12 protein-coding genes are annotated in these 14,154 nt (G+C 51.9%); 4 read left to right on the forward strand and 8 right to left on the reverse strand.

Translation table 11 applies throughout. The features are described from left to right. Nucleotides 1–3: 3 nt before the first annotated feature. Together DCC81_RS06930 and DCC81_RS06935 are read left to right on the forward strand one after the other, a co-directional pair. Nucleotides 4–942, forward strand: a complete 939-nt coding sequence (locus DCC81_RS06930; protein WP_165806464.1) for a helix-turn-helix domain-containing protein — start codon at nt 4–6, stop codon at nt 940–942. Nucleotides 943–997: 55 nt separating this feature from the next. Next, nucleotides 998–1,705, forward strand: a complete 708-nt coding sequence (locus DCC81_RS06935) for an SDR family oxidoreductase (protein ID WP_108685830.1) — start codon at nt 998–1,000, stop codon at nt 1,703–1,705. A gap of 72 nt (nt 1,706–1,777) precedes the next feature. On the opposite strand, the gene DCC81_RS06940 is transcribed toward DCC81_RS06935, so the two are convergent. From DCC81_RS06940 to DCC81_RS06970, 6 genes are all read right to left on the reverse strand, one after another. Then, complete coding sequence (locus DCC81_RS06940; protein ID WP_108685831.1) at nt 1,778–2,155, reverse strand: hypothetical protein; 378 nt, start codon at nt 2,153–2,155, stop codon at nt 1,778–1,780. A gap of 12 nt (nt 2,156–2,167) precedes the next feature. Continuing rightward, nucleotides 2,168–2,869: a hypothetical protein gene (locus DCC81_RS06945; protein WP_133177580.1), complete on the reverse strand. Its 702-nt coding sequence runs from the start codon at nt 2,867–2,869 to the stop codon at nt 2,168–2,170. Nucleotides 2,870–3,390: 521 nt separating this feature from the next. Further along, nucleotides 3,391–3,837 (reverse strand): 50S ribosomal protein L9, encoded by a 447-nt coding sequence (gene rplI, locus DCC81_RS06950; RefSeq protein ID WP_108685833.1) that lies wholly within the window; start codon nt 3,835–3,837, stop codon nt 3,391–3,393. A 6-nt stretch (nt 3,838–3,843) separates the two neighbouring features. After that, on the reverse strand, nt 3,844–4,116 hold the full coding sequence (gene rpsR / locus DCC81_RS06955) for a 30S ribosomal protein S18 (protein WP_108685834.1): 273 nt from the start codon (nt 4,114–4,116) through the stop codon (nt 3,844–3,846). A gap of 5 nt (nt 4,117–4,121) precedes the next feature. Then, nucleotides 4,122–4,472 (reverse strand): 30S ribosomal protein S6, encoded by a 351-nt coding sequence (rpsF, locus tag DCC81_RS06960; RefSeq protein WP_108685835.1) that lies wholly within the window; start codon nt 4,470–4,472, stop codon nt 4,122–4,124. Nucleotides 4,473–4,686: 214 nt separating this feature from the next. After that, on the reverse strand, nt 4,687–7,965 hold the full coding sequence (locus DCC81_RS06970; protein ID WP_108685837.1) for an Ig-like domain-containing protein: 3,279 nt from the start codon (nt 7,963–7,965) through the stop codon (nt 4,687–4,689). Nucleotides 7,966–8,228: 263 nt separating this feature from the next. Between DCC81_RS06970 and htpG the strand changes: the two genes are divergently transcribed. Then, nucleotides 8,229–10,052 (forward strand): molecular chaperone HtpG, encoded by a 1,824-nt coding sequence (htpG, locus tag DCC81_RS06975; RefSeq protein WP_108685838.1) that lies wholly within the window; start codon nt 8,229–8,231, stop codon nt 10,050–10,052. 175 nt (nt 10,053–10,227) lie between these two features. After that, nucleotides 10,228–11,034, forward strand: coding sequence for a carboxylesterase family protein (locus DCC81_RS06980; protein WP_108685839.1), 807 nt, complete (start codon nt 10,228–10,230; stop codon nt 11,032–11,034). 56 nt (nt 11,035–11,090) lie between these two features. Here DCC81_RS06980 and recJ read toward each other — a convergent pair whose 3' ends face one another. Next, a complete protein-coding gene (gene recJ / locus DCC81_RS06985) occupies nt 11,091–12,797 on the reverse strand; it encodes a single-stranded-DNA-specific exonuclease RecJ (RefSeq protein ID WP_108685840.1) in 1,707 nt (568 codons plus the stop codon). A 187-nt stretch (nt 12,798–12,984) separates the two neighbouring features. Beyond that, nucleotides 12,985–13,950, reverse strand: a complete 966-nt coding sequence (locus DCC81_RS06990; RefSeq protein ID WP_108685841.1) for a polyprenyl synthetase family protein — start codon at nt 13,948–13,950, stop codon at nt 12,985–12,987. Nucleotides 13,951–14,154: the final 204 nt, after the last annotated feature.

A 14,154-nucleotide genomic window follows, 5' to 3' on the forward strand; every position in this document is an offset into this window, starting at 1 on the left:
CTTATGGCAAAAGCAGCTATTCCTGTTTATAACCTGCGCAATGCACTGCATGCCCATCGCGACCCGGGGCAACCGGGTGATTTTGGCTACGCCAGCCTGCCGGAAACCCGCCGTATTGCAGGGTTTGAGCTGTATTCAAACCGGGGCATGCTACCGGCCATTGGGCCCATCCGTTCCTCCTTTTACCGCATGGGCCTTAGCATGCGGGGCACCTGCGATGTGCAACTGGGCCTGGAACATTTTCACCATGAAGATGGTACGGTGAACTTTACCTTCCCCAACCAGGTATTTTCAAAAGCCAATCTCAGTGATGACGCATTTGGTTACTATCTCCTGTTTGAAACAGACTTTCTCAATGAACTGGTGCCGGCCATGCAGATAGGCGTGGAGTTCCCTTTCTTTTGTTTTAACGGCGTGCCTTTCTTTAAGTTCAATGCCGCGGAACTGGCGCAAATAGAGGCATTCATCCTCAAGATCAATGAAGAGCTGCACGGCGACCAGCCGGGCCGGGAAAAAGCCATTAAAATGTATGTGTACCTTATCCTGCTGGAATGCCGCCGCAGCTATGACCGCCAGGGCCTGGGCAATGAGGCACACCTCTCTGAAGCCCTGCGCCTGGTGCGGCGTTTCCGCCAGTTGGTGAGTGAGCATTTTTTATCGCATCACCAGGTGGCAGATTACGCCGGCATGCTGCACGTTACCCCTAATCACCTCAACCGCACCATCAAAGACAACACAGGCCAAACCGCTTCAGACCTGATTGCCGCTATGCAACTACAGGAAGCCCGCTCCCTGCTGCGTTACACAGACATGTCTGCCGCAGAAATTGGTTACCGCCTTTCCTTCAGTGACCCATCCTCGTTCAACCGCTTTTTCCGTAAAGCTACCGGGCAGACGCCGCTGGATTACAAGAAAGCATATTTTGGTCTATCCCCGGCATAAACCGGCTAACAATGCCCCTGCCATTACGCTGCAATTTTGTGGAAACAAAGATGATATGTCTACACTCGCAAACAAACAGATCGTAGTAGCCGGAGGTTCTTCCGGTATAGGCAAGGCATTAGTGGAAGCACTGGTGCAGGACAACGCCCACGTAACCGTAACCGGCCGTGATGCCGCCAAATTGGATGCGCTGAAAGCCGCGCTGCCGGCAGTAAATACCGCAGTGCTGGACAGCACAGACCGCGCTGCCATGGATACTTTTTTCCAGAAGCTGGGACACATAGGCCACCTGGTGCTGGCGGTAAGCGGCAGCAAGGGCGGGGGTGAATTCCGCACCCTGCAGCTCAGCGAATTGAGGGCCGGGTTTGAGCAAAAATTTTTCCCCCATCTCGATACATTGCAGGCCGCTTTGCCCTACCTCAAAGGCAGCGTTACGTTTATTACCGCTTCTTCTTCCATGATAGAATTGCCTAGCACCAGCGGCCTTGCAGCCGTGAATGGCGCCCTGGAGCTCATGGTACCCATCCTGGCCAAGGAGCTGAAGCCACTGCGTGTAAATGCTGTGTCACCCGGCGTGATAGACACACCCTGGTGGGATACCATGCCCGCAGCACAAAAAGCCCAGACGTTTGATTACTTCTGCAGCATGATCAGTGTGGGCCGTGTAGGCCGGGCCGCAGAAGTGGCGGCTGCGATCAAAGCCGTGATCAGCAATGATTATATCAACGCCACCGTGATCCCCGTCAATGGACAGATCAGCTGATAACCGGGGTATCAAAAACAAAACGGGTGCATCGCCACGAACGATGCACCCGTTTTGTTTATAGCAGTGTGTTCAGTAAAAAAGTTTACAAAGCACGTTGGTGATATCATTGGTAGGCGGCTTCAGCGCCAGGAATTTCGTGTATTGGTCCGCGTTAAGGGAAGTTTTAAAACGGTTGAACAACCCGTGCTGCATGCTTTCCAGTTTCTTCGTATACCCGTTAGGGTTAGACTCCTGTAGTGGCGCAATTTCAGCCTTTTGGGTAAGGAAGTTGGACACCAGGGTAGTGATCCTGGGCTTTTGTGTGTCTGTGAGGCCCAGGTTAGTCGTGAGTTTGCTCACGATAGAAGCGGTAATGCCGGAAACGTCCTGCAGCGGGGCTTTGGCGCCTTGTGCGTGCAGCGCGCCAGCAGTGAATACAAAGGCAAGGAGGAGGAAAAACTGCTTCATGATAAAACTGTTTTATTGCAAGCGCATTTGCACGTATTTGCTTTCCGTGTTGGAATTTTCGCCCAGGTAAATGTATTCCACCAGGATGGTGTGTTTATCTATCCATTTTATATCGCCAGGACCCCAGCCTTCCAGTTCGGTTTGCCCGTCCAGTTTCAGCTTGCCGTTCTGGATGCTGAAGATCTGGAAACCATTGTCTACAAAGCCCGCCATCAGGTCCATGCTGCCGCAGATCAGGTGTTTTTTATCCGGGGCTACGGCCGGTGGCCCCCAGCAATGCACCGTATCGCCGGTTTGCTGGCTGATGAGGATGTAACCGCCGGATTCATCGTAGGCCACGGAAGTGCCCCAGTACTGGATGAAGGGGAAGTTGCCGTCAAAGGTATAGTCTGCGGTGGTTTCTGCTGTGTTCTGGTCTATGAGCAGGGTGCGGTGACCGTTTGCGGCGTTGAAGATGAGGGTATCGCCTTTACGTTTTACCCGCCCGTTTTCCTGGGCCAGCAGCCGCACTTCGCTGGTGTCTGCCTGGCGCAGCGGATAGCGGTCAAAGGTGGCTTTGTCGATCGTATATGCCAGCAGGGTATGTTTACCGATCACCACGGTATCTACCGGCAGGCGGCCGGATTGTACCGGGATCGAATTGTCATCAGCATGCCGGTGAACGCAGCCGCCCAGCAGTACTGTTATCAGTAAACCACTCCAACAGCTATGCATATAGGTTTTCAACATATAAAAAATGGTCTCGGGTAAGCCGGGGCGAAAGATACGGGAATTAACTAAATAAACGTACACGGCTGTACGGCCCCGGTTTACTGGCACGATATTTTGAGTACCAGGTATGTACAGACAGCCATTTGAAATATGAATACCACTTCCTCCGCCGCCACCGGCGGCTCCCGGAGTTCCGGTAAAATGGCCGGGTTGCAGCTTGCAACCGTCTTCCCCGTATCGGCGGGGCTATGGCCTTCTCTGGTGTTTACCGGTCTTTTAGAACTTCCAACTTCACAATTTCCAATATCAGATCGCTGTATTTTCTGATCGTCCGGTAAAACAACTTTTTGATCTTGGAAATTGTACTTTGGAAAGAAGGAGGTCCGTATCGGGAAATGGATACCGGTTTTTCCGGCGCCCAGGGGCCTGTAAAATGAAACCTGGAACTTTCATGCAACACGCTATAAAACAAAAACGCCTCCAGATCACTCTGAAGGCGTTTTCTTTTATCGTAGTTCAATAGCTTATTCAGCCACCACTTCAAATTCCAGCTCAGCTTCGTTGCCTTTACCGAAATCGATACGTGCTTTGTAGCTACCGAGTTCCTTTACGTCATCCAGGATATGGATACGACGGCGGTCGATCTCATAACCTTTCTGTTCCTTGATTGCGCGGGCAATCTGAACACCGGTAACGCTACCGAAGATCTTGCCGGAAGTACCGGTCTTAGCACCGATCTTCACAGGAGCAGCCTTCAGGACTTCCACCACTTTCGCGATTTCAGCCAGCATTTTTTCTTCTTTTACTTTCTGCACTTTCACGCGCTCGTCCAGCTGTTTCAGGTTGGAAGGGCTTGCTTCAACTGCAAACTTCTGGGGGATCAGGAAGTTACGCGCATAACCGTTTTTTACGGTCACGAGCTCATTACGCTGGCCCAGGTTATCTACGTCTTGAATTAAGATTACTTGCATGGGAGATTACTTTAAAAGATCAGTAACATAAGGCAACAGTGCCATTTGACGTGCTTTCTTGATAGCCTGAGCTACCTTGCGCTGGAATTTCAGGGAGTTGCCTGTAATGCGGCGGGGCAGCATTTTGCCCTGCTCGTTAAGGAACTTCTTCAAAAACTCACCGTCTTTGTAGTCCACATACTTAATCCCCATTTTCTTGAAACGGCAATATTTCTTTGCACGTTTCTCTTGCTTAACCGCAGTTAAGTACTTGATTTCTTGTTTCTGTTTTACTGCCATGATGATTAAGCTTCTACGGTGTTAGAATTAGCATTGGCGCCATGTCTCTTACGGTTGTTGTACTCAACAGCGTACTTGTCCAGGTGAGTGATCATGTAGCGCAACACGTTTTCGTCGCGGTTCAGCTGAATCGTCAGCTTCTCATTGAGGTCGGATGGCGCACTGTACTCCAGCACCAGGTACATGCCCGTGGTTTTCTTCTGGATGGGATACGCCAGTGATTTCAGGCCCCAGGGATTTTCGTGCTGGAGAGTACCGCCGAGTTCTGCAATCAGATCGACGAACTTCTTCTGGGCGGCTTTGTAATCCTCCTCAGACAGCACAGGGGTAAAAATCACCATCAATTCGTAGTTCATAAATTCCCTGTTTTAAAAGGTGTTAAAAAAATTAAGGAGTGCAAAGATAGGTTTTTTCTTCCATTCCAACCGCGCTAAATTCCCTGTTTCAGGCCATTTCCTCCGTTTTTTGTCAAAAAAAGGCCGCTCCCCAGGGAAAGCGGCCTTTTCATATCCTGAAACCCCCGTGTACCGGGCCTTTCCGGCCGCCCCCCGCAGGGGCGGCAAAGATAAATTATTTGGCAATCACGATGGTGCTGGTCTTCACCTGGGCGCCACTCTGCACCCGCAGGAAGTAGATGCCGCTCGGTACATTGTTGACATCCAGCACTTTAGTATTACGGCCCTGGTTCAGGGTCACGGGTCCGTTATAGCGGATGCGGCCAAACAGGTCTATCAGCTGCAGGTTAGCCTGGCAGGTGCCCTTCTGGGGCCAGTCTATCCAGACCTGCAGGTTATGACCCAGCAGGCACCACAGCAGCTGGAAGATGGACTCCTTCAGCGTCAGGGTCACAGACTGCACGTTGCTGTAAGCGAAGCTGCTGTCGCGCAGCACCGTTTTAAGGCGGTAATAGCTGGTGCCCGGGTAAGGATGTTTGTCCTGGCTGGTATACGCCGTGGGCAGGGCGGTAGTGCCCTGTGCCGCCACCGTGTCTGCCGGGTTGAAATCGCGGTTGTTGGCAGATTTTTCCACGATAAAGCGGCGGGTATTGATCTCGTAGCTGGTGTTCCAGGCCAGGTCAATGGTACCATTGTTATCCCTGGCTACAAAATCCGTCACCGGGGCCGGGTTGGCCAGGATGTGCAGGTTGTAGCGGCTCATCACCGGGTAGTGGTCCGTGGTGGTGGTGCCATAGCTGCTTACCAGCCTGGCCACATAATCCGCCACCTGGGCAGAGTTGGGCAGGTAAGACATGGCCATTTCCTCTGAAGCAATCACGTTGTCGATCACATTGGCATTGCTTACGGTAGACTTTTTACCCGCCAGCGCCAGGGGCAGCGTGATGGGCTTGTAGTCCACGGAATCGTTCATGAAATCAATGTAGGAAGTAGTGGTATCCGGGGCCATTTCTGCCGTGATGGTCTTGTTCAGCGCATCATTGAAGTCGCCCAGGATCAGGAAGTTGGTGTGGTGGTACTCGGCGTCCAGGGTATCCTTGAACTCCTTGTTACCATTCAGGCGGCGGTTGTAGGAATCTATCTTATCCGCAGCGGTGCCGGTATTGGCCTTGGCATGGATCACGAAGAAACCAATGCGGGCACTGTCATTATCCAGTTTTGCTATTGTTTCAAAATAGAAGGGGAAGCGGCCGGAAGACCAGTTCTTATACGCGCTGGAGCTGGCATTGTAGCGCATTACGCCATAGCTGCGGATGCCGCGGATCACCTCCGGCTTGTACATAAATGCCAGCTTCTGTGCGGAGGGATAGTCCACATCCGTAATGCTGTCTGTATAAGAGCCAAAATCAGATACGATCACTTTATAACCCAGCTGGCTGGCAATGGCATTGATACGGGCCGTATCCACCACTTCCGCCAGGGCAAAGATGTCTGCATTCAGGTTTCTCATGACCACCGTGGCATTGGCTTGTTGCAGGCTGTCATTGGCCGGGTCCTGTACCGGGCTGCCAAACCATTCCATGTTCCAGTTCACTACCTTCAGGGAGTGGAGGGAAGTGCCGGACACGCCGGTGATGGCCTGGTTAAGGCCCGCGGAGATAAAGCGCAGGCTGTCTGCATAATTGGTATTGGCAGCGGCAGGGGCAAACTCGGCAAATGCAGTCTGCAGGCCGGCATTCACTTCGTCCAGGGTGTAAGTAATGCTGGAGGTGAAGGTGGTGCTGTCTTTAGATACCTTAAAGCCGGCGGGCGCCGTAATGGTGAGCGGGCCGGTAAAGTCGTTGCCATAGAACGTGAAGGCCTGCGGGGCAGATACGCTGCCGGCCTTCACATAGTCAAACGCCAGGCCTGCCGTGGTGTTGCTCACGCTGGGCGGGGGCGGGGTGGCGCTGTTTACAATATTGAAGTTGTCAATGTCCCAGCGGGCCGCATTCAGCGTGGGAGAGGAGGTGTAAATGAATGCCACGTACACGCTGCTGTCTTTAAACGCTGCCAGGTTGATGCCGGTAGACAGTGCCCAGGTGTTTGCCTGGTCTGCGTTGGGGAAGCGGCCGTTCACCGGCGTCCAGGTGGCGGTGTGCGGGTTGCTCACGCCATCATAGTCCGTAGAAACTACCAGCTGCAGGGAGGGGCCGGTAAAGGCTACTTCACTGTTGAAGCTCAACAGGGGATAGGTATAGCCGGTAAGATCAAAAGCCGGGGAGATGAGCCACTGTTCATTGGTTTGCGGGCCGCTGCTGTAGCCATTGATCTCTAGACCATTGGTGCCGTTCTGGCCAAAGGTGGAGCAGGCCCATTGCTGGTTGCCGGTCACCGCATATTGGGTAAAGCCGCCAGCCAGCTGGTTGCTGCCTGCAGGCGTGCAGGTATTGAAATCAAAACTGGTCACCTGGGGGCCGGTGGCAAAGTGCCAGCTACTGTCCGTAAGGCCGGTGAAGGCATTGCCAAAAATGTCCTGCACCGCGTTGCTGTCCAGTGTAAGGAAGTACGACTGGTTGGGTGACAATTTAACATTCAGGGTCAGCAGGTTATTGGAAATGCTGGCAGTGGCCGTGCCCAGGGCTATTACCTGGGTGGTGCCGCTGGTCAGGTTGTGCAGCACGGCATTGCCGGTACCCAATTGGATATTTTCAGAGAAGGTCACTGCTGGTTTTGCCGTGGGCTGGGCAGTATCGCCGGCTGCTGGTTGCAGCGCAATGATGGAGGGGCGGGTAGTATCCCGGGCGCCGCCACCTACGCTGATGTTGTCCACCATAAAACTGGGCCGGGAGCCGGCACCGCTGATCTGGCGGTTTACCCAGCGCAGTTGCACCACCGGCTGGTTCTCACAGGCAACCGGCAGCAGGAGGCTCTCGGTGGCCGAGTGTTGTGGGGTGGTTACGCCGGAAGTGGTTTGTTGGGTGGTGTTATTCTGGTATTCCGTGCCGGAAATACTGGTAAAGGCGCCGGCAGTGCCCACGCGGTATTGCAGGATCACTTCATTGACGCGCGTATTGCTGCCGCCATCATACGGGTTGCGCAGGGTGGCCACGTCATATTGCATGCTGATGTTAGACTGCCCGGTAGTGTTGATGGCCAGCACCAGGGAAATGTCCGCCGATCCGCTGTTCAGGAAGCCCAGCTTACCATTGTAGTTGTACGTGCCATTGGCAGTGCTGGAGGCGGTGCCGGTGGCCAGCGCCTTGTCTGCCGCGGGGGCCGCGGTGTTGAAATTGCCGGAAGGAGAACCGGCCAGGGTCCAGCCCTGCCAGCCGTCGGGGTATACGGTGCTCGTGGCGGGCAATGCATCAAAGGTTTGCTGGTAAGGAAGCGATTGCGGAGCGGGATTGCTCTGCGCTTTTACCATGGTAGCCGTTAATGTAGAAGAAAAGAAAAGGAGTAAAAGTCTCTTCATGCAGATTTGGTTTATTTTGAATATAATTTACACCGAAAATTACATGCCTTGCAGCAGCCTCCTGTAATAAGTTATTGTTAACAGGTCAGATAGCTGAAATCCTTAATGCGTAAGGGTTTGCCTGCTTTTTATATGATTGGTTTTAATTATACAATGAAACAGGACGATGTGGATAAAATTCTGGTTACTTGTCAATGTGGCAGCAACGCAAGCCGTGGCACAACGTTTGAAAAATCAAGGTTCTAAAAACTACTCAACACCATATGCAAAAAGGCGCTATCCGGGTACAAACCGAGAACATCTTCCCGATCATTAAGAAATTTCTCTATTCCGATCACGAGATCTTTATCCGTGAATTGGTAAGTAACGCTGTAGATGCCACGCAAAAGCTGAAAACACTGGCCAGCGCAGGCGAATTTAAAGGCGAACTGGGCGAGCTTGAGATCCGTGTGGCGATTGATAAAGAAAAGAAAACACTCACCATCTCCGACCGGGGTGTGGGCATGACCGCACAGGAAGTGGATAAATACATTAACCAGGTAGCCTTTTCCGGTGCGGAAGAATTCCTGGATAAATACAAAGGCCAGGGCGATGGCACTAACATTATTGGTCACTTTGGCCTTGGGTTCTATTCTTCTTTCATGGTGAGCAACAAGGTGGAAATTATTTCGCAGTCCTACCAGGATGCCCCCGCCGTACGCTGGGAGTGTGATGGCAGCCCGGAATATACCCTGGAGGAAACCACCCGTGCCGCCGGCCGTGGTACAGACATCGTGATGTACATCAATGAAGAAAGCGAGGAATTCCTGGATGAAGGCCGCGTACGTGGCATGCTGGAAAAATTCTGCCGCTTCCTGCCGGTGCCCATTATGTTTGAAGACCGCCAGGTGAACAACACCCACCCCGCCTGGACCCGCAAGCCCAGTGAGCTTACGGATGAAGACTACAAAAATTTCTACCGTGAGTTGTATCCCTTCGGGGAGCCGCCCCTGTTCTGGATCCACCTCAACGTGGACTACCCGTTCAATCTCACCGGTATCCTGTATTTCCCCAAGATCACCAAGTCTTTTGAGATCCAGAAAGACAAGATCAATCTGTACTCCAACCAGGTATTTGTAACAGACCAGGTAAATGATATTGTGCCGGAATTCCTCATGCTGCTGCATGGGGTGATAGACTCCCCGGACATCCCGCTGAACGTGAGCCGCAGCTATCTCCAGGGCGATCCCAATGTGAAAAAGATCAATGGCTACATTACCCGCAAAGTGGCTGATAAGCTGGATGAAATGTTCCGTGCAGACCGCAAGGCGTTTGAAGAGAAATGGGAATTCATCAGCCTCTTTGTGAAGTATGGCATGATGACCGATGATAAATTCCTGGACAAGGCCAATAAGTTCCACCTGTTCCAGGATGTGAATGGCGCTACCTTCTTCACTTTGGAAGAATACCGCACGGCTGCTACAGCACTGCAAACTAACAAGGAAGGGAAACTTATCATCCTGTATGCTACTGCTCCCGTGCAGCAGGATGCTTACATCCAGGCCGCCCAGGCAAAGGGTTACGTGGTTGTGAAACTGGATACCCTGGTGGACGCCGCGTTCATTAACCAGGCGGAGCAGAAGTGGGAGAATGTACAGTTCACCCGTGTGGATGCAGACATTGCCGATAACCTCATTGATCCCGCTGAAAAAACGGACAGTGTGCTGCTGGCAGACCAGGAAACCAAATTGAAATCCCTCTTTGAAGAGCAGGTAAAACCCGCTCACATCAAAGTGGAAATAAAAGGCCTGAGCGCAGAAGCCCAGCCCGTGATCGTAACCCGCCCCGAGTTCATGCGCCGTATGAAAGACATGGCGGCCGTAGGGGGAGCTGGAATGAGCTGGTATGCAAACATGCCGGATGAGATCAACATGACAGTGAATGGAAACCACCCCATTTACCAGGACATCCTGGCCCAGGGGGATGCCGGCAAGCAGGAGAAGCTGGTGAAAAACCTGGCAGACCTGGCGCTGTTGTCGCAAGGCCTGCTCACCGGCGCAGATCTTACTGCGTTCATCAACCGGAGCGTGGAGTTACTCAAACAGTAAGGAAATTTACATACAGCTAAATTCAAGCCTGGCAACGTTTTCAAGCGATTTGGCCAGGCTTGTTTTTTTTGACGGGCTGCACAATATTCAGGAACCCCTACCGTTTTGGCTCTTGAACCATATCTTTCCATCCTGCAGCAACTTTGTGGATAAAGCTGCCGCTATATAGTTTTGTATGATAAAACCGTTAAAAGCTTTCCCGCTTTTGGGAATACTGGCTATCCTTGTATCTGTTTCCATCACGGCCTGCACCAAGCAAGGCACGGATGTAATACCTTCCAAACCCTCCGATACTACTAAACCCGTAACACCACCACCTCCCGTGGCAGACAGCTTCCAGCTGCGCGATACCGGTGTCTCCATCATCACCATGCCGCAGCCTGTTGGCAACATGAGTCAATACCTGCAGTATATCCCGGCTGGGTATAATGATAAGAAGACCTATAAATGGCCGCTTGTTTTCTTCCTGCATGGCGTGGGGGAAATGGGGTATGATGCCAGCATCCTGAAAAGTGTGGGATTGTGCAAAGTGGCACCTGGCAAACCTTTCATCGTTATTGCGCCACAGGCGCATGCAAACTGGTGGAACAATGATGCCCTGGTGCAGTTTTACCAGCAGATCATTAAACAATACCATGTGGATACTTCCCGTATTTATCTCACCGGTTTAAGTATGGGCGGCTACGGCACCTGGACCCTGGCTATTTCCCATCCCAAATGGTTTGCAGCCCTTGTGCCTATCTCCGGCGGTGGCGACAGCTCGCAGGTGAAGGTGCTTAAGAATGTGCCGGTGTGGGATTTCCATAACGCTGATGATCCCACGGTGGCGGTGCAAAACTCCCGCATGATGGTGGCTGCGCTGAAGGCCGCCGGGGGCAATGTACAATACACGGAAAATCCTACCGGCGGACATGACGCCTGGACGAAAGCATATGCAAGCGCGGATCTGTATACCTGGATGCTCGCGCAGAAGAAGCCTTAATCACTAGAGGCCCTATTGCATAGCCCACGTTTCCACCTGGAAGCGTGGGTTTTTTATTAACGGGAGGGACGGATGTCGATCACTTTGAGTTGCAGGCTGGTATTGCCCTGCCACTCGTTTTTTTCCACGGTGAACACCATGTCGAAAGGGCGGGTGGTACTAATGCAGGGAAACTTTTCCGCCATAAAAAAACCAATGCCGGATAACACCACTCCATTGCGCCCCTGGCGCACAGAGAACTTGATATGCTCATCTTTCACGATCCTGGAATACCCGGTGTCAAACACCTGCCTGGCCATGAACACGGCCCGGAGATTGTCTGGTCCCAGGGGCTCAAACTGGTCGAGGATATTGAAAAACTTGGGGGTAATGTCACTGAAATTCAGTTCCGTATCTATCACTATTTCGGGGGTAAGCAGGTCCGGGTCTATGCTGCTGGATACCACTTCTTCAAAGCGCTGGCGGAAGGCTTCCACGTTTTCCGGCTTCAGGGTCATGCCGGCGGCGTAAAAGTGGCCCCCGTAATTTTCAAGCAGGTCTTTGCACTGGTGGATGGCTTCATATACATTAAAGCCGCTCACGGAGCGCGCGGAGCCGGCCACCTTATCATTGCTTTGCGTGAGGATGATGGTGGGCCGGTAATAATATTTATCAATAAGGCGGGAGGCTACAATGCCCACTACACCTTTGTGCCAGTGGGGCTGGTAGAGCACCGTTGATTTTTTCTGGTTGAGGAGGATCTCATCCTGGATGAGGGCCACGGCTTCCCGGGTCACAGAGTCGTCCTGTGCTTTGCGGTCATCATTGTCTGCATGCAGTTGTGCAGCAATGGCTTCTGCGGCCGCTTCATCGGTTTCAATGAAGAGGTTTACCGCTTTACGGGCATCGTCCATGCGGCCTGCCGCATTTACGCGGGGGGCTATTACAAATACCAGGTTGGCAATGGTCAGTTTGTCTTTGAGCTTACTCAATTCAATGAGGGCCTTGATGCCGGGTAACGGGTTGGTGTTCACTTTCACCAGGCCATGGAAGGTGAGCACCCTGTTCTCGCCGGTCATGGGCACAATATCTGCCGCAATGCTGGTGGCCACCAGGTCCAGGTAGGCGTAGGCCTTTTCCATGGGCATCTGGCGGCGCTGTGCCATGGCGCAGATCAGTTTAAAGCCAATGCCACAGCCACTGAGTTCTTTGTAAGGATAAGGGCAGTCGTCCTGTTTCGGGTTGAGGATGGCCACCGCCGGGGGCAGGATGGCATCGGGCAGGTGGTGGTCGCAAATGATGAAATCTATGCCATGTTCCTTGGCGTAGGTGATCAGCTCCACTGATTTAATACCGCAGTCCAGCGCTATCACCAGTGAGAAATCGTTTTCCCTGGCGTATTCCACGCCGGTGAGGGAAATGCCGTAACCTTCGCGGTAGCGGTGCGGAACGTAAAATTCTATGTTTTTGTAGAAGTCCTGTAGAAATGCGTACACGGTTGCCACAGCGGTGGTGCCGTCTACGTCATAATCGCCGTACACCAGGATCTTTTCCCCGTGGTGGATGGCGTCTGCAATACGGGCAATGGCTTTGTCCATGTCCTTCATCAGCCATGGATCGTGCAGGTCGGCCAGGGTGGGCCGGAAAAAGAGGCGCGCCTGGTCAAAGGTAGTAACGCCGCGCTGCACCAGCAGTCTGCAAAGGAGCGGGTGGACCTTCAAGGCGTTTTGCAGTGCCTGCTCCGCCTTGTGCTGATATCGCTTTACTGTCCACCGTTTCTGCATCAAATAGTTGTTGTTAAATTGCCGTATTGTTAAATAGTTAGATCGCAAATTGATAGATCGTTGATTACCGCACCATTACTGTTAAACAGGCCTTTTACCGGCGGTTAAACTAAATAAATGGCAGGAGCCTCTATTATAAGGCTATCCATCTATCAACTTATCCATCTAACAATTTAGTGAATTAAATCTAGAATTTGCGATCCGTGGTAAAGCGGACCAGCTGTTCGAGTCCTTGCCGGATGTCGCTGTCTGGGAGGCTATGCAGGATGGCCAGGGCTTCATCGCGGTAGCGCAGCATTTGTTCGTGGGCGTATTCAATACCGCCGGCAGATTTCACCATGCTGATCACCTCATTCACCTTGTCTTTGTCGGTGTTTTGGTTCTTTACTATATAAATGATGTGGCGGCGGGTTTCCTGGGAAGCGTGTTGCAGGGTGTAAATGAGCGGCAGTGTCATTTTCTTTTCGCGGATGTCTATGCCGGTGGGTTTGCCTACGTTATCGGACCCGTAGTCAAACAGGTCGTCCTTGATCTGGAATGCGATGCCTACTTTTTCACCAAAGAGGCGCATTTTCTCCGTCACGGTGTCATCGCCGCTGGCGCTCCAGGCGCCGGCGGCACAGGCAGAGGCCAGGAGGGAGGCCGTTTTGCGGCGGATGATCTCAAAGTAGATATCTTCCTTGATGTCCAGTTTACGGGTCTTTTCAAACTGGAGCAGTTCCCCTTCGCTCATTTCCTTTACAGCTTCGGAGAGGATCTGCAAGGTGCGGTAATCGTGGTTATTGAGGGAGAGGAGCAGGCCTTTGGATAATAAATAATCTCCTACCAGTACTGCAACCTTATTCTTCCATAAAGCGTTAATAGAGAAGAATCCGCGTCTTTCGTTGGCATCGTCCACCACATCATCATGTACAAGGGTGGCGGTGTGCAGTAATTCAACGAGGGCAGCGGCGCGGTAAGTACCTTCCTGGATATCTTGTTGAAACATCTTTGCGGATAAAAGCACAAACATCGGCCGTATCTGCTTACCTTTGCGCTTCACGATGTAATGCATGATCCGGTCAAGTAAGGGCACGTGGCTCTTTACGGCGTCGGCAAACTTTACTTCGAAGTCTTGCAATTCCTTTCTGATCAATCGTTTAATGTCTTCCATGTATGCTTGTGAAAAGGGAATGCTAAGCTAGGTTTAAAATGCCACATTTAGGCAAATTGGCCCCACATTTGCAGTTATGTGCTTGTTTTACCGCAGTGGCGTTGTGTTTATAGGCTAGTATTGAAGCACTTATCAATGAAAATAATATTGCAATAAAAATTTGTATATTCACTTATGATTTTTACCTTTGCTGGGTAAAAAAAA

It is taken from the genome of Chitinophaga parva (genome assembly GCF_003071345.1).
GTDB lineage: Bacteria > Bacteroidota > Bacteroidia > Chitinophagales > Chitinophagaceae > Chitinophaga > Chitinophaga parva.

Coding starts and splice junctions, on each gene's coding strand:
- DCC81_RS06930 (WP_165806464.1), top strand. CDS start 4: ATGGCAAAAGCAGCTATTCCTGTTTATAACCTGCGCAATGCACTGCAT.
- DCC81_RS06935 (WP_108685830.1), top strand. CDS start 998: ATGTCTACACTCGCAAACAAACAGATCGTAGTAGCCGGAGGTTCTTCC.
- DCC81_RS06940 (WP_108685831.1), bottom strand. CDS start 2,155: ATGAAGCAGTTTTTCCTCCTCCTTGCCTTTGTATTCACTGCTGGCGCG.
- DCC81_RS06945 (WP_133177580.1), bottom strand. CDS start 2,869: ATGCATAGCTGTTGGAGTGGTTTACTGATAACAGTACTGCTGGGCGGC.
- rplI (WP_108685833.1), bottom strand. CDS start 3,837: ATGCAAGTAATCTTAATTCAAGACGTAGATAACCTGGGCCAGCGTAAT.
- rpsR (WP_108685834.1), bottom strand. CDS start 4,116: ATGGCAGTAAAACAGAAACAAGAAATCAAGTACTTAACTGCGGTTAAG.
- rpsF (WP_108685835.1), bottom strand. CDS start 4,472: ATGAACTACGAATTGATGGTGATTTTTACCCCTGTGCTGTCTGAGGAG.
- DCC81_RS06970 (WP_108685837.1), bottom strand. CDS start 7,965: ATGAAGAGACTTTTACTCCTTTTCTTTTCTTCTACATTAACGGCTACC.
- htpG (WP_108685838.1), top strand. CDS start 8,229: ATGCAAAAAGGCGCTATCCGGGTACAAACCGAGAACATCTTCCCGATC.
- DCC81_RS06980 (WP_108685839.1), top strand. CDS start 10,228: ATGATAAAACCGTTAAAAGCTTTCCCGCTTTTGGGAATACTGGCTATC.
- recJ (WP_108685840.1), bottom strand. CDS start 12,797: ATGCAGAAACGGTGGACAGTAAAGCGATATCAGCACAAGGCGGAGCAG.
- DCC81_RS06990 (WP_108685841.1), bottom strand. CDS start 13,950: ATGGAAGACATTAAACGATTGATCAGAAAGGAATTGCAAGACTTCGAA.